Annotated in this window: 22 protein-coding genes; 11 read left to right on the forward strand and 11 right to left on the reverse strand. The window is 57.6% G+C overall.

Annotated features, from left to right (window positions below):
• Positions 1-204: 204 nt before the first annotated feature.
• The 8 genes from AAF659_RS14040 to AAF659_RS14075 form a co-directional block, all read right to left on the reverse strand.
• Entirely contained in the window at positions 205-834 is a 630-nt protein-coding gene (locus AAF659_RS14040; RefSeq protein WP_349752409.1) for a hypothetical protein, read from the reverse strand.
• A 252-nt stretch (positions 835-1086) separates the two neighbouring features.
• Positions 1087-1875 carry an HNH endonuclease gene (locus tag AAF659_RS14045; RefSeq protein WP_349752410.1) on the reverse strand — a complete coding sequence of 263 codons (789 nt, stop codon included), beginning with the start codon at positions 1873-1875 and terminating at the stop codon, positions 1087-1089.
• 119 nt (positions 1876-1994) lie between these two features.
• Positions 1995-3512, reverse strand: a complete 1518-nt coding sequence (locus tag AAF659_RS14050; protein WP_349752411.1) for an LA2681 family HEPN domain-containing protein — start codon at positions 3510-3512, stop codon at positions 1995-1997.
• A gap of 77 nt (positions 3513-3589) precedes the next feature.
• The gene (locus AAF659_RS14055) at positions 3590-4258 is read right to left on the reverse strand and encodes a hypothetical protein (protein ID WP_349752412.1); all 669 of its coding nucleotides are present in this window, start codon (positions 4256-4258) and stop codon (positions 3590-3592) included.
• A gap of 688 nt (positions 4259-4946) precedes the next feature.
• Positions 4947-6050, reverse strand: coding sequence for a tRNA-queuosine alpha-mannosyltransferase domain-containing protein (locus AAF659_RS14060; protein WP_349752413.1), 1104 nt, complete (start codon positions 6048-6050; stop codon positions 4947-4949).
• Positions 6040-7293: a D-amino acid dehydrogenase gene (locus AAF659_RS14065; protein ID WP_349752414.1), complete on the reverse strand. Its 1254-nt coding sequence runs from the start codon at positions 7291-7293 to the stop codon at positions 6040-6042. The genes AAF659_RS14060 and AAF659_RS14065 overlap by 11 nt, the downstream gene beginning before the upstream one ends.
• A gap of 6 nt (positions 7294-7299) precedes the next feature.
• On the reverse strand, positions 7300-7998 hold the full coding sequence (locus tag AAF659_RS14070) for a hypothetical protein (RefSeq protein ID WP_349752415.1): 699 nt from the start codon (positions 7996-7998) through the stop codon (positions 7300-7302).
• Complete coding sequence (locus AAF659_RS14075; protein WP_349752416.1) at positions 7988-8887, reverse strand: LysR family transcriptional regulator; 900 nt, start codon at positions 8885-8887, stop codon at positions 7988-7990. Before AAF659_RS14075 ends, AAF659_RS14070 begins: the two co-directional genes overlap by 11 nt.
• A 122-nt stretch (positions 8888-9009) precedes the next feature.
• On the opposite strand from AAF659_RS14075, the gene AAF659_RS14080 reads away from it, so the two are divergent.
• Together AAF659_RS14080 and AAF659_RS14085 are read left to right on the forward strand one after the other, a co-directional pair.
• On the forward strand, positions 9010-9786 hold the full coding sequence (locus AAF659_RS14080; protein ID WP_349752417.1) for a ferredoxin--NADP reductase: 777 nt from the start codon (positions 9010-9012) through the stop codon (positions 9784-9786).
• A gap of 64 nt (positions 9787-9850) precedes the next feature.
• Entirely contained in the window at positions 9851-10162 is a 312-nt protein-coding gene (locus AAF659_RS14085; protein WP_349752418.1) for a hypothetical protein, read from the forward strand.
• Here AAF659_RS14085 and AAF659_RS14090 read toward each other — a convergent pair.
• Positions 10156-11685, reverse strand: a complete 1530-nt coding sequence (locus tag AAF659_RS14090) for a methyl-accepting chemotaxis protein (protein ID WP_349752419.1) — start codon at positions 11683-11685, stop codon at positions 10156-10158. The two genes, AAF659_RS14085 and AAF659_RS14090, sit on opposite strands and share 7 nt — an antisense overlap.
• Positions 11686-11943: 258 nt before the next feature.
• Here AAF659_RS14090 and imuA point away from each other — a divergent pair, with 258 nt between their 5' ends.
• The 7 genes from imuA (at position 11944) to AAF659_RS14125 (ending at position 19054) form a co-directional block, all read left to right on the forward strand.
• Positions 11944-12591 carry a translesion DNA synthesis-associated protein ImuA gene (gene imuA, locus AAF659_RS14095; protein ID WP_349752420.1) on the forward strand — a complete coding sequence of 216 codons (648 nt, stop codon included), beginning with the start codon at positions 11944-11946 and terminating at the stop codon, positions 12589-12591.
• A 4-nt stretch (positions 12592-12595) separates the two neighbouring features.
• A complete protein-coding gene (locus AAF659_RS14100; protein ID WP_349752421.1) occupies positions 12596-13999 on the forward strand; it encodes a Y-family DNA polymerase in 1404 nt (467 codons plus the stop codon).
• Entirely contained in the window at positions 13996-17073 is a 3078-nt protein-coding gene (locus AAF659_RS14105; RefSeq protein WP_349752422.1) for an error-prone DNA polymerase, read from the forward strand. Before AAF659_RS14100 ends, AAF659_RS14105 begins: the two co-directional genes overlap by 4 nt.
• Before the next feature lie 21 nt (positions 17074-17094).
• Entirely contained in the window at positions 17095-17589 is a 495-nt protein-coding gene (locus tag AAF659_RS14110) for a DUF6231 family protein (protein ID WP_349752423.1), read from the forward strand.
• Positions 17590-17607: 18 nt separating this feature from the next.
• Positions 17608-17880 carry an acylphosphatase gene (gene yccX / locus AAF659_RS14115; RefSeq protein ID WP_349752424.1) on the forward strand — a complete coding sequence of 91 codons (273 nt, stop codon included), beginning with the start codon at positions 17608-17610 and terminating at the stop codon, positions 17878-17880.
• A gap of 68 nt (positions 17881-17948) precedes the next feature.
• A complete protein-coding gene (gene lexA / locus AAF659_RS14120) occupies positions 17949-18557 on the forward strand; it encodes a transcriptional repressor LexA (RefSeq protein WP_349752425.1) in 609 nt (202 codons plus the stop codon).
• A gap of 32 nt (positions 18558-18589) precedes the next feature.
• Positions 18590-19054 (forward strand): cell division inhibitor SulA, encoded by a 465-nt coding sequence (locus AAF659_RS14125; RefSeq protein WP_349752426.1) that lies wholly within the window; start codon positions 18590-18592, stop codon positions 19052-19054.
• Here the strand turns inward: AAF659_RS14125 and AAF659_RS14130 are convergent.
• Together AAF659_RS14130 and AAF659_RS14135 are read right to left on the reverse strand one after the other, a co-directional pair.
• Positions 19048-19311, reverse strand: coding sequence for a hypothetical protein (locus tag AAF659_RS14130; protein WP_349752427.1), 264 nt, complete (start codon positions 19309-19311; stop codon positions 19048-19050). The genes AAF659_RS14125 and AAF659_RS14130 overlap by 7 nt on opposite strands.
• Positions 19312-19323: 12 nt before the next feature.
• Positions 19324-19809 (reverse strand): DUF6586 family protein, encoded by a 486-nt coding sequence (locus AAF659_RS14135; RefSeq protein WP_349752428.1) that lies wholly within the window; start codon positions 19807-19809, stop codon positions 19324-19326.
• Positions 19810-19987: 178 nt separating this feature from the next.
• On the opposite strand from AAF659_RS14135, the gene AAF659_RS14140 reads away from it, so the two are divergent.
• Both AAF659_RS14140 and AAF659_RS14145 read left to right on the forward strand, forming a co-directional pair.
• The gene (locus tag AAF659_RS14140; protein WP_349752429.1) at positions 19988-21022 is read left to right on the forward strand and encodes a response regulator; all 1035 of its coding nucleotides are present in this window, start codon (positions 19988-19990) and stop codon (positions 21020-21022) included.
• Positions 21019-21981, forward strand: a complete 963-nt coding sequence (locus AAF659_RS14145) for a sensor domain-containing diguanylate cyclase (RefSeq protein WP_349752430.1) — start codon at positions 21019-21021, stop codon at positions 21979-21981. Before AAF659_RS14140 ends, AAF659_RS14145 begins: the two co-directional genes overlap by 4 nt.

Raw genomic sequence — 21981 nt, forward strand, 5'->3', positions numbered from 1 at the left:
CTGGGTCAGTTGTCGGTATCCCATCTGCTCTTCACTTTGGTCGGTAAAGGCGATGAGGGTACCGGCGGCGGCCCTCTTACCTCTACCCGGCTACACCAAAGTGCTGCAGTTATTATCTGAATTCAGGAGTACAGCAAGAAAGACCGGAGTCTTTCGTCATGACACACGAGCGCAGCGGAAATTTTGTCCCTGTGCCTGCGCTTGTTAAATTTTCCCTGCTACGGGCGAGAATATGGCGCGCGTACCATCCTCATGATCAAAAACATGACCACCAACTCTCTTGACCCGCAACTCTTCCAAACCTTTATCTATCTCTTCGATCTTATCTGGATTCGATTTATAAAGCGTTTTCTTAATCTTCTCTAGAGTTGTGTAAATAATGTCAGACATTAAATCCAGATGTTCATTTATGCCTGATAGTAGATTTACAGATCTCTGTGATAGATCATTGTTGTTAATATAATTAAGATGCAGCCCTCCCATATCGAATCTTACCGGGACGAAAGAAAGCACTTCTTCCTTTTGCTTATCGATATAGTCAATGCTGTGAGCCCCTAGCTTATGCCTGATATCACGGATTTCAAGCTTCTCCAGTCTATCTCGGAAAGCAGACTGCTCTGCAAGCTGGCAAAGTTTACAAATAGTAAAAACAGCTTCTTGCTGGATGTATGTTGAATTCAAAGCCCCATACAATCTGAGGTACTTCTCGCCGACTTCGTTGTACCTCGAAACACCTTCCATGCCAAATCTCAAAAAATGATCAAGCGATAAGGAAGTATCACCGATAAGATCCATTCCTGAGCAGATAAAATTCCAATCTTTTCCGTCATTCAACTTCAGTGATCGCTTTGCATAGTCAGAGAACGACTCTTCTTCCTATGGGCCCTTGGCAAGTCGCCCATTAACAAGATCACGAAAGAAGTCTACATGATCATATAGTGCTTTCGCTTTGAGACTATGCACGAATTCTCCTTGAAATTTAACGCAGAGGTAGCCGGCGCCGGAGCGATAGCGGAGGGAACCAAAAGCGGTACGCTTTTGGCGTCCGGTTGACCGACTTGTTGTGTGCTCGCGCCATTAGAAACGTCAAACCCTAAAATTTTTACACCCGCGGCCCATAATGACGCTGGTTTCTCCAATAATCACGCCCGCGAGACAGCCTTCAGCCTTCCCTCCTGAAACCATAATCGTTGAATTATCTGGAGCCACCGCCTTAAAACCGCGATCTCTTACCCCTGAAATTCTCGCTCCTCGAAAGAGCATATCAATCTCTTCAACGATAAAAGCATTTGGCGGCTCTACTCTAATTTTTAGAGCAACTTTCCGCTTTTCCTTCCTGACGGTAAATACATTTCCTGCAACGTCAATATCAAAATTATCCGTAGAGCCTTTCCATTCATTATTATCTATTCTAAATATTTCTTGGTCTTCATCGTTATGAAAGATCCCTGAGATCTCAACCATTCCAGACTCATCGTTTCGGGTTAATCCCAAAACAGTTTCACCAAGTGCTTCGATTATAGTTGGGGTGTCTTTCCATTCGGTATCTCCAAAAACAACGATGGGCAGTTCCTGACCAGTATCGAAGAATTCAGACGCGAAGCCATCTTCAACGCACTTCGGTTTTTCGTTGTGGCGTATCACTTTCTCTTTAGACCAAACACCCCTAGTCACTTTGTCATGGCATGCTCCACACAATGCTGTGATCTTATTGGGATCGTGTTCTTGAGCTTCAGAAAACTCTGGATCAATATGTTCATATTGAATAATTGCTAAACCACATATCGCACACCCGAAACCACAGCGCTGTCTTACCTCGCGTTTTACGGCCGCTGGAATATCCCGTGAGAGCCCGTGCTTGTTTTTATTTCCCAACTTATTCTCCCGCGTTACTCAAAAAGATCCTTGATGGAACCATGACACACAACGCCCTGGCTTTGCGGCGCACCGGAGCGCCAGCGTAGGTGCGTCCGGCAACAGCCACTGGTTAGATTTCACTCATCGTGTCCACGGATATACTCATGAGATGGAACGAACAGGGGCATTGAAATCCCATTCTTCTCTCCAGCAATCCTCTTTTCCCTAATGAGAACCATCTCCACGAAATAAACAACAGCTGCGCGAGCAAGCTTCAACGTTTGAAATGACTCTTGCACGAACGACTCAAAGTCGAAATGCTCTACGCAACCTGATGCGCCTTTGGGGACTGACATGCCCATATCGTGAAGGACAGTAAATCGATGTGTCGAAGAGTTTCTCGAGCTTTGTTTTGCCCATAAAAATCCTTGCTCACTGGATAGATCTCTTGAGATTTCAGTCAGCGCCAAAAGAGCCGGATTACCATTTTTGATTTCTAACTTGATAGCTGGATCTAGATCCCGTCTATTCTGTCCTTTCTTCGCCTTCGTAAACCAAGCAGTCTTCATCGACGCGTTCTTCGATCCACATACTCCAAGATACGATAGTGATGCCACAGATATTTTATCCAGTATATCCAGGGCGCTGCGTTGAGCCAAAGCCAGTGCCGATTCGTTTACACCGTAGCAAGCGTAATCAAGTGTGTCGTTATAATTCCCGGTCTCATTAAAACGCTTCTGATAGGCGTCAAAAAGTAGTTGGCGAGCCATAATAAAATAAGATTTTAGAATATTAACCATTGCAAATATTTCTGGAACTGCGGCTTCGTCTTCTATCGACGAGGTAACTGACGATATATTAATATCATCCCAGTATTTTGATTCGCGCGTGTGCGAATGGATATTCGGAGAAAGAGTCAAGTTGTTAGAAATGACAAATCCTTTATAATCATCAGGCTGGAAATCTAATTTTGGCCTTTCAGATGGTCGAATATCTTTTATGCCACCCAGAATCCCATTAACCCCATATTCACCAGCGTAGGCATATATTCCTTCAATATTATTATTGACATGATAGGCTAGATGTTCGATTTCTTCTCTTAACAAATGGGGATCACCGATACCTTGACCTAGTGCATGCCTGAGCATTTTTAATGCTCCTGAGCTTGCTACCGCGTTTTGGGGGTTTTTCTCCATGGCTTTCGAATAGAAATCATAGGCTTCGACCCATCTATAAGAAGCCCAAAGAAGGTTTCCTAGGTTGGTAAAGGATTGAGATTGTGTATCTATCGATGCCTTCGAATCATTAGCTGATTTATAGAAGAGGCTCCGAGCTTCAAGCCGATATTTTTCAGTGTTGCCATACCAACTATACCCGTCATGGGTTGCAGCCAGCGCAATAGCATGGAGGCCGTTCGCCAAATTGTAGTTTAGCTCCGAGTTGTCTTCGCATCTGTCGATGACATATCGAAAAATTTCAACTCCCTTGAGGATTGCCTCGGACTCTTTCGCTATCCCACCTGCATCAACCAGAATGGCTGCCTTCAACAAATCGACATTTACATTTCCAGAAAGGCTCAGTGCTTCACGGATAGCTTCATTAGGATTTTCATCCACCAAGCGATGAAGCCTATCTGCTTGTTCTGCTAATTCCACTTAGCCTCCTGAAAATCTAACGCCGTGCGCAGCGGCCGGTTTGTGTAGCGAAGCGGAACAAATCGGTCCGACTGACGCTACTGGTTAGATGTTCTCGCCGCACGGGCCCTCTCGCGACTTTGAATTAAGTTATTTTCGTACTTCCTGTAGTCCCTTCTTTTTAAGTTAGTTCGGACTTGGTTTAAACGCCGAAAATGGTTATCAAAGTCTCTTTCAAAAGTTGCAGGGCTTACCACCAAATCATGGACTGCCTCTGCCAAATGCCCAACAAGCGCATATTTGAATTGAAGAGAGAGGAGGTTTTCTTGATTTATTAGCTGGTACTTTTCTGACTCAATAGAGGTCCCTTCATTATTGAATGGATAGACCCATTGTCCGTGTGCCAATTTATTTCGGATTTCGATTATGATCCTCAGTTCGTCGCTGAGAACTTCTTGGAGAGCATCTCTGCGCGCAGAGTGAGTCACACCTAGAGTCTGAGCATTGAGCGCCGCATGTCGAATATTGTGGTGCTTTCGAAAGGCTTGATCAACAGCTTCCTGCCACTGTTCGAGCTGAGAGGACTGGCCCTCTATGAATGCTCTTAATTGGTCATCAAATCCGAATTCTTCGTGCAGGAGCTTTTTTAGACGTGTCTCGGCCCAGGCGCCTATCAAAAAGGCGTAAAGACGAAGCAAAGATTGGAGGCTTTTCTGTGGATCTTTTGAGGCTATTTCTGATTTGGCTAGACGGCTGGTGTGGCCCATCGCAAACTCCAGCTCACGAAGGTTAGCCACATGGTACTTATATATTCTAGAAGGGCTTCTCGTCATTTGAATTACCACCTCCAAAGGCCACTCAGAGAATGACCTTTGGCGGTGAGGATTCGAACCTCACAAATACTCTCCAGAAGGAGTGTGTTTTCCATTACACCATCGCCCATGATAAACCCTACTAAAAAATCTAACGACCTACAACCTGAATACATCTAACAGAGATTAGTGTGCCGGCAGCGATATCCAATATCGTTGCCGGCTCAATAACTCCGCCTTCAGGCACGAACATCAACGCCCAAAGACCTTTTAAAAACAATAATCTATGTGAGGCAAGCTCGCTAGGTGTGTAATCGCTTGACCTCTCATTTTTGCTCATTCAATAACACTGTATATGCAAACAGTGCCGCAAGAAGAAAGCCATGGTTCGGCAGAAGGCACGGCTACGTCTGAGGGAACAGTTCCGTGAACGCATTCGGGCCCAGCAAGCGATGGGCAGCAAAGAGATTGAAGGCGTTGTTGACCACGCTACCGCCCCGGCGGACTTTAGTCACCGACCGGTCAGATTAGCGCGGGAAAAATGATCGCGCCAATAGGTTACTGGTATCCGGGGTCCATTTCTGGAAGATGGCGCACGTTCCTGCCATCACCGGGTCAACACGGTTCCATTTTGGATGGTAGCTCATTGGCCGACCAATGATGCAAGCAGATGCTGGTACTCTGGAACCACACGGCCCAGGCGGTAGCGCTCCGGCATCAGCGCCTCTGGCCCGGGGCGCGGGCGCGCCAGGACGGCCCTGACCCGCTCCGCTGCGGCCTGCCCTTCCTGGTCCGGGTCCGTTTCGTGGGATGCATAACGGAACGCCACCGGCACATACTCGGGATAGGCCAACCGGTCCGGCACAATGGGCACGCAGCCGGCTGCCATGGCTTCCTGAACCGCCAGCCCCTGGAAGTCGTGAAGCGCCGTGGACAGCACCATATCCGCGCTGCTTAGCAGCTCATCATAAGCCTCACGGCTCGTCACGTAGCCCAGGTTAACGAGCTGACCAGCAAATTCTTCCTTAATCCGGGCAAAGGCCTGGGGCGCATTCTGAAACCCCTCTCCCACCAGGCTCAGACGGAATGCCTGCCCCTGCTGGCGCAAGCCCCTGAGCAGGGCCAGCAACCGCTCAGGCCCTTTGTCGTACTCCCACCGGTGGTTCCAGACCAGATGGGGCACCTCCGGCCAGTCCTGGGAGCGCGCCGTAAACGCGGCGTCCGGCACGGGAACGGGAACCACCTGTGAGCGGGCCTCGATGGTCGCCAGGGCGGTTTTGGGCTTACGGTCGGGCATGCGCTTCAGCAGCGCCCTGGCCCCCTCCAGAAAACTCCGCCGGTTCCATTCACTGTTGAACAGCACCCGGTCCGCGGCCAGCGCCGTATACAGGTTCACAACACGGGGTTCATTGCTGGCAACCCGCTCCCGCTGCTCCGGGTAGGCAAATTGGTTCTCGTGGAAATAGACCACGGTGGGCGCCGCGGCCAGCCCCCGGTTCAGGCCCCGGACCACCGCCAGGTCCACCATGCTGGTCGCCAGCACGAGATCCGGGGGTTCCTGTAACTCCGGCGCGTCGTACCAGCTCAGGGGATTGCCCCGAATGCGCCAGCGGAAGTGGCGTGCTGGCAGCGTCAGGGTCCGCCAGTCGAATTCGGTAAGGGCGCCGGCCAGGCGCTCCCGCCACTGGCGATGGCTGGCGGCTTCGTAAGCGGACAGGCACAGCAGTCGCGGTCGGTCAGCGGCCATGGTCATCCAGTCTCAGGGCGCCGGGCTCCCCGGCAATACGGTCTCTCAGCAGCGCCGCCGAGCCACAGGCATTGGTCCACCCCAGGGTTCCGTGGCCGGTGTTGAGGTAGAGCCCGGGCCGGGAGCTGGCGCCCACAAAGGGAATACTGGAAGGTGTGGTGGGCCGCAGACCTGCCCAGAAGCGGGCCTGTCCCCAGTGCCCGGCCCCGGGGAAGCAGTGCGCCGCGCGCTCCAGGATCTGTTGGCAGCGCGCCGGATCAATGTCCTGCCGCCAGCCGTCAATTTCCGCCATACCGGCCACCCGCAGCTCATCGCCCAGGCGCGAATAGACGAGCTTGAACTCATCGTCGATCAGGCTGACGGTGTAGGCACTGTCAGGATCGCGCACCGGCACCGTCACGGAATAGCCGCGCGCCGGATAAACCGGCAGATGGAGGCCCAATGGCCGCAGAAGAGGTGCCGAGAAGCTGCCCAGTGCCACCACCACCGCATCCGCCTCCAGACTGGTGAACGCCCCGGACTGATTCAGCCGGACACCGCTGACCGCCCTGCCCTGCGTTTCAAGCCCCATCACCTGGGTATCGAACAGGAAGCGCACCCCTTGAGCCGCCGCCAGCTCCGCCAGCTGGGCGGTAAAAACCCGCGCATCCCCGGATTCATCGCCTGGCGTCCAGGTAGCGCCCTGTAGCCGGGGCTGGATCCGGGCAAGCGCGGGCTCCCTCGCGACCGCATCCGCCACGTCAATCACTTCCCGCTCACAGCCGAGCGCGCGCATGCGGGCCGCGGGTTCATGGGCGCCGGCGTACACATCCGGATCGGTGTAGAAATGGAGGATGCCCTCACGGCGTTGATGGTACTCAATACCGGTTCGTTCACGCAGTGCCGCCAGGCAGGCCCGGCTGTACAACCCCAGCCGTACAACCGTCTCAAGGTTACGGGCATAGCGGCGACTGCGGCACTCGCTGAGAAACCGCGCGCCCCAGGCCCATTGGTGGGGATCCAGGCGCGGCCTGAAGCGCAGCGGCGCAGAGGGGCGGAACAGCCAGCGCAGCAGCTGGGCGGGCGCTCCGGGGCTGGCCCAGGGCTCGGCGTGGGACACGGAGATCTGGCCGCCGTTGGCAAAGCTCGTCTCCTGAGCCGGCCCGCCCCGGCGCTCGACTACGGTCACATCATGCCCGGCTTCCCGCAGGTACCAGGCTGTGGTGGTGCCGATCACGCCAGCACCGAGGACCGCCACATGCATCCGCCACTACTCCAGATTAAGGGTGCGCGGCAGTGTAACCGCCAGATCGGCCCGCCACCAGAGCACGGCCACGCCAATACCGTGGACGTTGAGCAGGGTGATCAGGATCCAGTCAAAGGCGTACTTGATGCTGTCGTAATCCACCGCCGGAATTGACTGGAGGATCAGCGTGACAATCGCGATCCCCAATGTCACCGCACTCAGCATCAGGAGCCGGGCACCAGCGCGGCGCAGAAAGGGGTAGCGTGCCCGCCACAGGACGCTCCCCAGAAGGATCTGAACGATACCGGTCACGCCCACATAGCCAGCCGTACCAATACGCCGCGCCAGCGCGAAGGCGTCGCCGGCGTGGCCGAGACTGAGCACATAGGGCAGCAGAAACGCCGCCGCCAGTGCCCCGAGCCACCCAACGCACTTGCCACGGGGGTAGCCCAGCGCCTGCAGCCAGCGGTGGTTGACCGCCCAGAACAGGACCTGAAGCGTGATCGCCGGGATCATGGCACCCTTGAAGATGAAATAGGCCAGGCCGTTACGGCCGGTGGCGCTGATGGAGGTGCACGCATCCCAGTACGGGATGCACCAGTCCACGTACCCGTTCCAGGCGGAGACCAGATAGGTGGTATGGAAGGTTACCAGGGGCAGTAAAGCGGTAATGAATCCCAGCCATGCCAACCGGATGTCCCGTTGGGCCAGCTCATGCGTCATCGCTCGCCTCCGTGGTTTGCCGACACAGCTTCAACCACTGGTCCACGCCGGCGCTGCGGTATTTCTGGCGATGCAGGATGAAATAGAACGAGCGCGCCAGATCCCGGTGCAACACCGGCAGCGGAACCAGGTCCCCGCGGTCAAAGGCCTCCCGCAGGGCCACTTCAGACAGGCAGCCCACCCCCATACCGGCACCCACGGCCCGCTTGATCGCTTCGGTGTGCTGGAGCTCCAGCAGCACCGTGAGATCCGGCAGCAGGCCGTGCATGGCACGGTCAAACGTCTGCCGCGTCCCCGAGCCGCCTTCACGCAGGATCCAGGTGGCTGCCAGCAGATCCTCGTCGGTCAGTGCCTCACGCCCCGCCAGCGGGTGGTCCGGTGCACAGAATACCATCAATCGGTCACCGCGCCAGGGAATCACCTCCAGATCCGGCGAGTGGATTTCACCTTCAATCAACCCCACATCCAGCTCAAAATCCGCCACCTTGCGCCCTATTGTCCGGGTATTGGCAATCTCCAGCGACACATTGGCACCCTCGTTTTCACTCATGAAACGTGCCATAATCGGGATCGCCATATAGTTGCCGATGGTCAGCGTGGCACCTACCTTGACGTGCCCCACCTCGGCATGACGCGCCAGCGCATGCTCCAGCTCGCGGGCCTCATCCAGAAGCGCGGCGACCCTTGGGCGCACCAGCCGGCCAAGCTCATTGAGCTGCAGGCGTTTGCCCATGCGGTCAAAGAGCTGGACGCTGAACTGATTCTCCAGATCACGCAGCGCACCGCTTGCCGCGGACTGGGACATGGCCAGCTCATCAGCCGCACGGGTGATGTTTTCGTTGCGGGCAGTGGCCTGGAACACTTCAAGCTGGCGTAGCGTATACTTCATAATCGATTGTTCCGATAAAAACCAATTGGCTCATCTGTTGAACCAATACGTTAAACACTGGGTACTGCCCAGGCAACTGCCTGCGCCCATTCACCCGGTAAGCCACCAGCGAGGTAGATCTCATGGGCAAATACAATGTGGAAAAGGTGCTGGACGTACATCACTGGACGGGAGACCTTTTCAGTTTCCGCACAACCCGTGATCCATCATTCCGATTCAAGAACGGCCAGTTCACCATGATCGGGCTGCAGCTTGAGGAGGGTAAGCCGCTTATGCGCGCCTACAGCATGGCCAGCGCCAACCACGAGGACACGCTGGAGTTCTTCAGTATCAAGGTGCAGGATGGCCCTCTGACATCACGCTTGCAGCACCTGGAGGTGGGCGACGAGATACTGGTCGGCCAGAAGCCAACAGGCACTCTGATCGGTGGCAATCTGCTGCCCGGGCGTAATCTTTACCTGATCGGCACGGGGACTGGGCTCGCCCCCTACCTCAGCATCATCAAGGATCCCGAGATCTATGAACAATTCCAGAATGTGATTCTGGTCCACGGCGTACGCTACGTAGACGAACTTGCCTATCATGAAGCCATCACCAGCGAGCTGCCGCAACACGAATATCTGGGCGACATGATCCGGGACCAGCTGACGTACTATCCCACCGTCACCCGCGATGACTTCCACAACCAGGGACGTGTCACGGAGCTCATCCAAAGCGGTGAACTCACCCGCAATCTGGGCATGCCGGAGCTGAGCCTTGAAGACGACCGGTTTATGGTCTGCGGTAGCCCGGGCCTGCTCAAGGATATGGTGACCATCCTTACGGAGCGCGGTTTCCAGGAAGCCAAACAAGGCCATCAGGGCCATTTCGTGATCGAACGCGCTTTCGTGGAACAATAACGATGGCAGCGCCTCTGGTTACCGTTAAACTGGAACTCACGGTCAACGGTAGCCGGAGGCGCCCATGAACCCCGATGAATTTCTCAGAAAGTACGGTATCGAGCCCTCGGATCAGGAAAGGGAGCATTCGCTCCGCGAGAACTCCTGGGAGCGGGCGGTGCGTGTTCATCAGCCGAATGCCGGTACGCCGCATGACTGGGAAGAGTGGGAACACGCCAGTGAGCGCTATGGCGTGGAGGTGGAAACCGGCGAGGATGAGACAGATCCGACTCGGCCACGCCACAACACGGCGGAGATGATCGACGATCGGCCCACTGTGATGGACTGGCTTATTACCCGCTGGCGGCGCCTGCGCAAGCGCCTGCTGGGTCACTGAATCCGGAACCGCTCCATGGTTGTTCGCAGCTGACTCAACTGCTCTTGTATGGCTCTGGCCGATTCAACCGTCTGACCGGCATCCGCGTCCGTCTGGTTAGCCACTTCAGAGACGGCTCCCATGCGCTGACTGATGTCGTCCGAAACCTGGCTCTGTTCCTCCACTGCCGTAGCGATCTGATCGTTCATCCCCTGAATCTGCCCGATGGCTTCCAGGATGCGGTGAATCGCCTCAGAGGTCTGGCTCACAGACGCTACGCTCTCCCGGCTAGCCTGAGCACTCGCTTCACTCTCACTGACCAGGGTTCGCACCTGTGACTGCAGCCGCTCAATAGTCTCCTGAACCTGATTGGTCGAGTCCTGAGTCCGCTGAGCCAGATTACGCACCTCTTCAGCCACTACCGAAAATCCGCGACCGGATTCGCCAGCACGAGCGGCCTCAATCGCAGCATTCAGAGCCAGGAGATTGGTCTGGTCGGCAATCTCACGGATCATGCTGAGGACCTTGCTGACGTCGTCGGCATCCTGTTCCAGACTTTCCATAGTCCGGGCCGTCTCCGCAAAGCGGGTATCAAGATGACCGATGCGATCGCGAGCCTCACGCGCGACGCTGTCGCTCTCGCGCGCCGACTCCGCTGCTTCATGAGCATGACTGGCAGCATTCTGGGCATTGCCAGAAACGTCCTGAATGGAAGAAGCCATCTGGTTCACGGCCGTTGCCGCCTCGCTAACATCCCGACTCTGGCGGTCCGCGCCATCATGGGTCTTGGCTGTAACATCCAGAACCTGCTTGAGGCTGTTCTCTGCCGAGGCCGTGACAGTATCGATCTGGCGCAGCAGATCTCCCACATGGGCCACCATCAGATTATAGGCCTGCAGCATCTCACCCACTTCATTCTCGCGGATCTCAATGGCAAGCGTTTCTGAAAAGTCCCCGTCAGCCACCTGGCGCAGATTCCGGCGCAGCCGCTCCACCTGTTCCATGAAATGGAAATTGCCATAGATCCGGCCAATGGCCAGCATGCCCACCATCATCACCAGCAGAGCCATACCCACCATGGCTGACTGCCGCCGGCCCTGAGCATCATTCTGGCGCACAGTTTCAGCACCACGGGCAAGCGCATCCCGCACCGCTGTGGAAGCCCGGAGAACAGCTTTGGGGTCGGCGTCTTTCCCCTCCTGGCCGATCAGGCGCTGATATTGCCGCCATGCCCCAGCAACGCCGTTGAAGGCTGCCTGATTCCCCAGCAACGGCTCCAGTGAGCGCTCCAACTGCGAGAGCTGACGTTCGACCCCACTGCCGTCCGCAATAACCCGCTCATCAATGGTGGTAAGCTGTTGCGTGGCCGTGGCCGCAGCGGCGATGGCCTCGGGTTCCGGTGTGAGGTTACGCCAGAGACTCGCTGCAAGCCCTGCCAACAGCACAAAGATCAGGATAAACGAAACAAGAAACTGAGCGTTGAAGGTTTTCAGCCCCACCAGAGCCATCATCCGGAAAACCAGATTAGCGACCCACTCCCTCATAGACTGCTCCAAGCATACCGCCTTAATGGATTCGGTTACGGCTCTTGACCGGAAGACCGGAAAATTTAAGTTTGATCAACAGACCCTTCTTGATGCCTATAGCGTAGCATTTATACCGCAACCAGTGATCAGCAGCGATGACAATTCTCATGGACCAAAATACCCGGGGCGACTGACACGATGAACTGAGCCGGAGCACACGTTGCCGGACTTTGTCACAGCCTCTATACTGTATATATAAACAGTATAGAGGTGGCAATGGCCGTTAATCCCCGTAAACAACTTGAGCAGGATCCCCGATTGTGGCGCGCCAGCCAGCAGAAAGCTGCTCACATCCAGGGTATTGCCAGTGGTTTTGAGGCTCTGGACCGGTTGCTCGCAGCCAGTGGCTGGCCCCAGGGGGCACTGATCGAATGCCACTGCCCTCTCAACGGTATTGGCGAGCTGCAGTTGTTCGCCCACGCTATGCGCCAGTGCACCCATAACGGCGAGGCCCTGTTCTGGGTGGATCCACCTCACACACCCTACCCACCCGCCATGGAAGGTCTGGAACTGCCCACGGAACACTGCTTCATGGTGCGCACCGACAGCCATTCAGATCACCTATGGGCCCTTGAGCAGCTCCTGGAAAACAACGCGTCGGGCATGGTTCTGGGGTGGAGCCGGCGGCGGGATCCAGCCTCGCTGCGGCGACTGCAGCTGGCGCTTGAAGAGAGCCGGACCCTGGGCGTAATAGTTACCCCTGCGCAAGATGCCGGACAGGCCTCTCCCGCCCCGCTCCGTGTAAGCATTGACCCGATTCCCGGAGAAAACCGCCTCCAGGTGACGCTGCTACGTCAAAGGGGCGGCCAGGCAGGAACTCGAACTCTTCAGTTGCCTTCCATCATTTCCCATCAACCGGTGTAACCTGATGCTTTGGTTCTATCTCCATCTGCCCTCATTGCTTCTGGATCACCACTGCCGCGACAGCGCTCCCATGGCACTGTGCACAGGTACACCCCCAGTAATCCTGCAGCCGGACAACCAAGCCCAAAAAATGGGCGTGCAGGCAGGCCAGTCCCTGGCCACGGCCCGTGCGCTAAGCCCGGATCTCACCTTGATCGCCTTCAATAAAGTCCGGCAGACGGAGCTGTTGGAGCAGGTGGCAGAAAAACTCTATCAGCTGGCCGCTCCGCTGGCCCTGTGGCCACCGGATGGCCTTCTGATCCGGGCTGACCGGCTATGCCACCTCTATCCGGAACCGGGAGACCTCGCGACGGTACTAATGCAGCACCTGTCACAGCTTGGGCTGAACAGTCGTATGGCCACCGGCACCAGTCCGCGTATGGCCCGGCTTCTGGCTCGCCATGGCACCAGCGTGTGCACGGACGATCCGGAAACCATGCACCACGCCCTGTGCCAGCTACCGGTTACCGCCACGGACTGGCCACAAAAAGTCCGCCAACGATTGACCCGCATGGGGCTGCACCACCTTAAGGACCTGCTCGAATGCTGTCCGGCGGAACTGGCCAGCCGCCTCGGCCCGGAACTGTACAATGATTTTCAGAGAATGCTGGGACGATCCAGTGATCCCGTGCAGGAATTCCATCCACAGACGGCATTCCACCGGTCTCTGACCCTGAACCGGGAAAGCCAGAACACCGACCACCTACAGGGCCCGCTGGAGCACCTTCTGGAATCACTGGAAGCCTTTCTGCGCCAGCGTCAGCGCCTCTGTGACCGGCTAAGGCTCACCCTGCACCACCCCGAGCACAGGCCCACAACTCTGGAGCTGGAAACCCGTCAGGGCGAATCCCGGGCGGTTGCATTTCTGGAGCTGGCCCTGCTGCGCCTTGCGTCGCTCAATCTGCCCGATGATGTACAAGCACTCTCTCTGGCAACAGCCCGTACTATTGCCATTGAAACCACCGTAAGCCATGACCTGTTCAATAGTGACGAAAGCCAACAGCAGGCACGCCAGGCACTGCTGCACCGCCTGAGTGCAAGGCTGGGGCGGGACAGTATTCAGTGTCCCGGCCGGCGCCCGGACCCACGCCCGGAACGCTGCGCTTACTGGCAGCCCGCCGGGGAGCGCGGTGCCCATGCCGCGCAACGCTCAGAAACAACGCGCCCCTTCTGGCTGCAGCACCCTCCTCAGCCGCTGAAGCGAGCGCCTGCGCGCTGGCTCAACGGCCCCGAACGCATCCAGAGCGGGTGGTGGGATGGCGACTATGTGCGCCGCGACTACTACATCGCTCTGCTGGACAACGGCCAGCGCGCCTGGCTGTTCCGTAATCAGCAGAGCCAGTGGTTTATTCACGGCTGGTTCGGATGACGGCCGATTACGCTGAGCTCCACTGCATCAGCAACTTCAGCTTCCTGCGCGGTGCCTCTCACCCAGAGGAACTCGTCGAAGAAGCAGACCGGCTGGGCTACCAGGCTCTGGCGCTGACCGATGAGTGCTCCCTGGCAGGTGTGGTCCGAGCCCACACCAGGGCCCGCTCGCTGTCGCTGAGCCTGCTTATCGGCAGCGAGCTGCAACTGCAGGATCTGCCCGGCACTCTGGTGCTGATCGCGCCGAACCGCCAGAGCTATGCCGCGCTCAGCCAACTCATCACCCGGGGCCGGCGGCGCCGCGACAAAGGCCATTACCAGCTCTGGTTCGACGACCTGGAGCTGTGCAGGAACCAATGCCTGGCCCTGTGGCGCCCCGATTTCAGCCAGGGAGATGATAACAACGGCCAGCGGCTTATGGCGTTTTTCCCCGGGTTACGGCTGATGGCCGAACGCCCTCTGGCTCAGAATGACCACCTGCGCATGCGCTGGCTGAAACAGCTTTCAACCCGCCTCGGGTGCCCGGTGGTGGCCACGGGCAACGTGCTGATGCACCGACGCCGACGCAAGTCCCTGCAGGACCTGGTTACCGCCATCCGGTTGGGCCAGCCACTGCCACAAGCTGCAGACCATCTCCAGGGCAACGCCGAGGCCTATCTGCGCCCACGCGAGCGCCTGGAGCGCCTGTTTCCCCCGGATTGGATTGAGGCTACCGTGGACGTAGCCCGGCAATGCACTTTCAGCATGGATGAGCTGCGCTACGAATACCCAGGTGAGCTGGTGCCCAATGGTCACACCCCCATCAGCTGGCTGCGGGAACTGGTGGCACAGGGTTGTCACTGGCGCTTTCCGGACGGCGTATCAGAGGCTATTGAGAACCAACTGACTCATGAACTCGAGCTGATCGAGTGCCTGGGCTACGAGCCCTTTTTTCTGACCATCTATGATGTGGTCCGCTTTGCCCGCGAGCGCGGCATTCTTTGCCAGGGGCGGGGCTCAGCCGCCAATTCCGTGGTCTGCTACTGCCTGGGTATCACCGAGGTCGATCCCAGACGGGTTAACCTGCTACTGGAGCGCTTCATCTCAAAGGAGCGCAACGAACCCCCGGACATTGACGTCGATTTCGAGCATGAACGCCGCGAAGAAGTCATCCAGTACCTTTACCGCAAGTACGGACGCGAGCGCGCCGCTCTGGCCGCCACTGTCATCTGCTACCGCCCGCGCAGCGCTCTGCGCGATGCCGGCAGGGCCCTGGGGCTGGATTCAATGCATCTCGAACAGCTTGTCCAGGGCATCGACTGGCGCGACGATGCTGATGACTGGGAGCAGCAACTGCGCCGCAAGGGCCTGCTGGATGACCAGGGCCCGGCCCGTCACCTGCTGCCACTGGCGCGCGAACTCATTGGCTTCCCGCGCCACCTGTCCCAGCATGTGGGGGGGTTCATCATTGCCTCGGAGCGGGTCGCCGACCTGGTGCCGGTTGAGAACGCGGCCATGGCCGACCGCACCGTCATTCAATGGGATAAGGACGATCTTGAAGCCCTGGGGCTGCTCAAGGTGGACGTGCTCTCACTGGGGATGCTCACTGCCATCCGTAAAGCACTTGCACTCACGGGCAACCATGGCGGGCCGAGTAGCCTGGCGGAGGTGCCGCCGGAATGCCCGGAGGTCTACCGTATGCTCCAACAGGGGCACAGCATGGGCGTATTCCAGGTGGAATCCAGGGCCCAGATGAGCATGCTGCCACGCCTGAAACCCCGTGAGTATTATGACCTCGTGGTACAGGTCGCCATCGTCCGCCCCGGTCCCATACAAGGGAACATGGTTCATCCTTACCTGCAGCGTCGTAAGGCACCGGAGGCTGTCCCCTATGCGGACGACCGCATCCGGACTGTGCTTGAGCCCACCCTGGGAGTGCCCATCTTCCAGGAACAGGTCATCCGGCTGGCCATGGTAGCGGCCGGCTTCAGTGCCGGCGAGGCTGATCAACTACGTCGGGCCATGGCCGCCTGGAAGCGTCACGGCGATCTATCGCGGTTCCGGGAAAAGCTTATAGATGGCCTTGAAAGTAATGGCTACAGCCTTGAATTCGCAGAAAACCTATACCGCCAGATGAAGGGGTTTGGCGGCTACGGATTCCCAGAATCCCACGCTGCCAGCTTTGCACTTCTGGTCTATGTCAGCGCCTGGCTCAAATGCCATCACCCGGCCGCGTTTCTATGCGCCCTACTCAACAGCCAGCCCATGGGATTCTATTCGCCGTCACAGCTGGTACAGAACGCCCGGCGTGAAGGTGTGAATATTCGGCCTGTAGACATCAATCAAAGCCAGGAACAGCACTGCCTGGAAGACGACGACAAGCCCCCTGCAGTCCGTCTGGGATTGCGCCTTATCGATCGCCTGCCCCAGGAAAAGGCCCGGTGTCTGATTGAACGCCGCCCCGGAAGGGGTTACACCAGTATGACGGAGTTGCGCCGGCGCACAGGACTGAGCCACGCCGATCTGGAGATCCTCGCTGCGAGCGGCGCCCTGCACCCCCTGACAGGCAACCGCCACCAGGCGCGCTGGGATCTACTGGAACCCGATCACGCTCTGCCGCTGGCTGCTGATGGTGCGATGCCTATGCCGGAGCCGCGCTCGCGCATGCCGGAACCCGATGAATCCCAGCGGACCTTTGAGGATTACGCCAACCTTGGTCTGTCATTGGAACGCCATCCTCTCGCCCAGCTGCGGGAATCCGGCCAGCTCCGCCACTGTCTGCGGGCGACCGATCTGGAAACCGCCGAAAGCGGTCGTCCCCTGGCTGTATCGGGGCTGGTTACCGGGCGCCAGCGGCCGGGCTCTGCGGGCGGGGTCACCTTTGTAACCCTCGAGGATGAGACCGGCAACATCAACGTGGTTGTCTGGCCGGATACCGTCCGCTGCCAGCGCCGCCCCCTGCTCAACGCAAGACTGCTTCAGGTCCGGGGAACCCTGGAACGCCATGAGGGCGTCATTCACGTGATCGCTGGCCGTCTCAATGACCTCAGCCACCTCATTGACAGGCTCAGCGTCAGCAGCCGAAACTTTCATTAACACTCAGCCCGCGAGGCCGCCATGCAAACTGATACCAACGGCTACAACCCTGCCAGCGACATCGGCATGATCCTTGATCACTACCGCCCCGCCTCCGTGGTACACAGCGCCGGTATCGCCGAGCAGTGTCTGCAGCGGTGGCCGGAACGCACAACAGCAACGCAGTGCCTGAAGCTACCTCCTGAGGAGCCTGAAAGCGTCTTCCCGCTACCCCAGCTTTTCGAGCTGGCTCTGGTTACGGACACCCTGGAGAAACTGCCACAGGCCCGGGGCCAGAAGCTGCTCGGTCAGCTGCGTAACATGGGCGCCACACGTATTGCCGTACTGGTGCGAAACGACAGCCCCTGGCGCTTCCAGGATTTCATCGGCATGGGTTTCACACGCCTTTACCAGTACACGGAGCCCGTGAACGCCACCCTGTTCGCCTATGACCTGGACACCTATAATTACGTTCGCGAATGGAACAATCCAGACAACTGGGCCAACCCCGAAATGTGGGACAAAGCCCGCTGGTAACAGCACAGGAGCACAGCAATGGCAGAAACCTGCGTTCTCGCCCGCGTTGAGGGCCATGTTCAGGGAGTGAGTTTCCGGGACGGCACTCGCATCCGCGCCCAGAAGCTGGGCATTACCGGCTACGCCCGCAACCAGCCTGACGGCAGTGTGGAAGTACTCGCCTGTGGCGCGGAAAACGCCGTTAGTCAGCTCATTGAGTGGCTCCATGAAGGTCCGCCCGCCGCCTCAGTAAGCCGTGTTGAAAGCCACCCAACCAGCACGGTAGCCCCTTCCGGATTCACCCTTGGCTGACCTCTTTACAGGGCCACAAAAACTGTATACATTGACAGTGCCTGTACAAAAAAACAGTGGCCCTAACTATGAACCTGACCTCAAGACAGCAACAGATTCTCGATCTCATCCGTGAGCACGTACACTCCACGGGGTATCCGCCCACACGGGCTGAGATCGCCACCACTCTGGGATTCAAATCCGCTAACGCAGCCGAGGAACATCTCCGCGCCCTCGCCCGGAAAGGCGCCATTGAAATGGTCAAAGGCGCCAGCAGGGGTATCCGTCTCCCCGAAGGAGAAGAAAGCCCGGGGATTCCCATTGTCGGCCAGGTAGCTGCCGGCAACCCCATCCTCGCCGAAGAGCACATCGAGGATCACTGCACCCTGGAACCCGGATTCTTCACACCCGCCGCAGACTATTTTCTGCGGGTACGCGGCACCAGCATGGAGAATGTGGGCATCCTGGACGGCGACCTCCTGGCGGTGCACCGCACCACGGAGATTCACAATGGTCAGATCGTCGTGGCCCGGCTGGAGGACGAGGTAACCGTCAAGCGCTTCCGCCGGGACGGGAGCACGGTCTGGCTCATTGCCGAAAATGATGAGTTCGAGCCCATCCAGGTGGATCTCACCGAAACACCACTGGACATTGAAGGGTTGGGCGTGGGCGTCATCCGCCGCGGTGATCTGCACTGATCCGGCCCCACAGCGCTGACAGGAGTCCTATCATGGAACAACTGGATCTCAGTCCCCAGAAACAGACAAGCCCTATTACCGGTGCACCACCCACCAGCGTCAGCCATAGCGGCGACGATGGCGCGCCGGAGGCGAACGTTACGGAGATCATTCTGCCGCAAGAGCAGGTCGAGAACTTCCAGCTGCTTTTACCGATGCTGACCCAGCTCAACCAGGAGGAGCGCTGGCTCGCCTGGATTGACCCGCCGGCAGGGCTGGTCGGCAAGTGGCAGCAGCATCACGGCATTATCCAGCACCAGCTTCTGATTCTGCGCTCGTCGGCGCAGCACAGCGCCGAAGATCTAGCCACAAAGGCGCTCTCAGCGGGCACCTGCCATGGCGTAGTGCTCTGGACCTCAGGCCTGAGTCGCCACAGCTATGCCCGCCTGGAGAGCGCGTCTGTCCGCGGCCACAGCCATGGCGTCATACTGCGCCAGAGACAGAACCATCGTCAGTGAACGGTCTGATTGTAGGCGGGGGGCATGGTATCTTCCTCTTCCATGTCCACGTCACCGATATCATCGGTGGTTGACCCTGCCGCCTCCAGGCCGGCAGTGATCATAGCCTTGGCCACGTTCAGGTCATTGTCCTGGAGCATCTCCTTGGCTTCATCTGAGAAGCGGATCCGCACCAGTGGTGTACTTTCATCATCCGCCCGGCGCAGCGCGTACTCGCCAGTGGGAAGCTGAATGATTTCCAAAAAGGATGTGGGCATAGACAACGCCTTTTACCATTGGTTGTGACGTTCCACGAACGTCTCAAAATAATCCCTGAAATCGCTGATCAGTGAACGAAGTGCTTCTGGAGAACAGTCGGGTCCGGCCGCAGCCACGGCAATCACCCCCGGATCACGCGGCTGCGAGCCGCGCCTCCCCGCCTCCTGTTGACGCGCCAGAAGGGCTTCGAGTCTTGACCACCAGCTGTCGCTTGCCGCGGCAGAAGCTGACAGCACCTGAACCTCGCCAGGTTGATCGCCAACTCGTGCACGCAGAGTCGCGAGGCAATCAACATCAGCCGCGTCATCACCAGCACTTTCAGCAACCAGCGTCAACAGAATGTCGCGAGCCTCGGCAACCAGGGCTACAGTGCCCTGCACCAACGCCTCTGATGTCACCATTGTCCTTCGGTGACCGGCCTCATCCGATAGCGCCACCAGCTGCCCTGCAAGGGTTAGCTTTTCCCGTAGCAGTGAACACCGCTCGGCATCCGGCATCAGCAGTTCTCTTTGGCAATCAGTTGCCCTTATATTATCACGAACATAACCGGCTGACTTCCCCGCAGCCGCAACCAACAAAGTGAAAAACCCCTTCAGCCTGCTACCCTTTAGAGATAACACGCGCCGCCCCGGTATAGACCGGCGCGGCGCTCCACCACACATTCAGGAGCTGCCGATGCCCACAGGCGTGATCATCTGTGATGACTCCTCCATGGCCCGCAAACAAATGGCTCGGTCTCTCCCTCGGGACTGGGACACGGCACTGACTTTTGTCGAAAACGGTGATGCTTGCCTCGAGGCTATCCGTGACGGCAAAGGGGCTGTTGTTTTCCTAGACCTCAATATGCCCGGGTCCGATGGTTACGCGGTTCTGGAACGTATTCATCAGGAAGAACTGCCTGCCCTTGTTATCGTAGTCTCAGGCGATATCCAACCCGGGGCGTATGAACGGGTTCGCCGCCTGGGCGCCCTCAACTTCATCCGCAAACCCATTGACCCGGATATCCTGGCCGATACGCTGAAAGACTATGGGCTCTACAGCCCCACTTTGGCACCCGAGCCAGTAACGGCCTCAGCCCCTGCGCCATCCTCAGCCACGGACGTGCCCTGGCAGGATGCGCTTCAGGAAATCGCCAATATCGCCATGGGTCAGGCGGGGGATCTTCTCGCACGCCTTTTGGATGTATTCATCAGGCTTCCTGTTCCACGCGTCAATATGCTGGCGGTCTCTGAACTGAAAATGGCACTGAACATCACCGAATCAACCTCCAGCTGGTCAGGCGTGTGTCAGGGCTTCATTGGTGCCGGAATCGCCGGCGAAGCGCTGCTGCTGTTCAATAATGCGCACATGGATACGATGGCACATCTCCTTGGCATTCCCGATGAAAATAATGCCAACCGTGATCTCGAGTCCCTCATGGATCTATCCAGCATCATGGTGGGCGCGTTTCTGCGTGGTTTCGGACAGCAGATGGACATGCAGTTCGGCCTCAGCCATCCCGTTGTGCTGGGCACCCACCTGGACATCAGCGAGTTGCTGGAGAGCAGCCAGTATTCCTGGCAGCAAATCCTGACTATTGAACTTACGTACGCTATCGAGTCCCATAATATCGAGTGTGATCTACTTCTACTATTCAGCGAGGATTCAGTGACCCCGTTACGCCAAACGCTGACATGGCTTTCCAATTCCAGCGCCGGAGTTACGGCATGACCGAGTCACAGAATGAGCTGCATGAATTCCATTGGCTCATGGACATGCTCCAGACCATTGAAGTCGGCCTTGTTGTTCTGGATCGCCAGTTCAACGTTCGACTCTGGAACGGGTTCATGGAAAGTCACAGCGGATTCAGTGCCACCCAGGTCCAGAACCGTCCCCTGTTCGAAATTTTCCCGGATATCCCTGAGGGTTGGATCCGACGCAAGGTTGAAACCGTGCTCACGCTGAACATGCGAACCTTCACCACCTGGGAACAGCGCCCCCACCCGTTTCCGTTCCGCAACGCGCGCCCGATTACCGGCACTGAAGCCTACATGTACCAGAACATAACCTTCAGTCCCCTGAGCAGCGCTTCCGGTGAAGTGGATCATGTATGTCTACTGGTGTATGACGTGACGGACAGCGCCACCGCAAGACTGCGGATGGAACGCACCAACGCCCGCCTGGAGCAGCAGAGCCAGACCGATGGTCTGACTGGCCTGCTCAACCGCAGTGCGTGGGAATCACTGCTTGCCAGTGAGTTTGAGCGATTCCGCCGCTACCGCAGCGTCGGGACGCTTCTGATGTTCGATATTGATCATTTCAAACCCATCAACGATACCTGGGGGCACCAGGCAGGTGACGATGTCATCAGGGCTATCGCTGCCATGGTCATGGAGCGTCTGAGGCAGACCGACATTGCAGGTCGTTATGGCGGTGAGGAATTTGCCGTCATATTGCCGGAAACGGACCTCGCAGGCGGCGAGATACTGGGGGAGCGGCTACGCCAGTCGATTAGCTCCATGCAGGTAACGACCGAAGCCGGCCTACTTGAATGCTCGGTCAGTCTCGGTGTTGCCCAGGTCACTGATGCCATGAGCGATCACCAGCAGTGGCTGTCGCACGCCGATAAAGCGCTCTATGCAGCCAAGGCGAATGGCCGCAACCAGATCGCTCTCGCCGGCAATCAATAG

The sequence above is a fragment of the Salicola sp. Rm-C-2C1-2 genome, assembly GCF_040196175.1.
Classification (GTDB): domain Bacteria; phylum Pseudomonadota; class Gammaproteobacteria; order Pseudomonadales; family Oleiphilaceae; genus Halospina.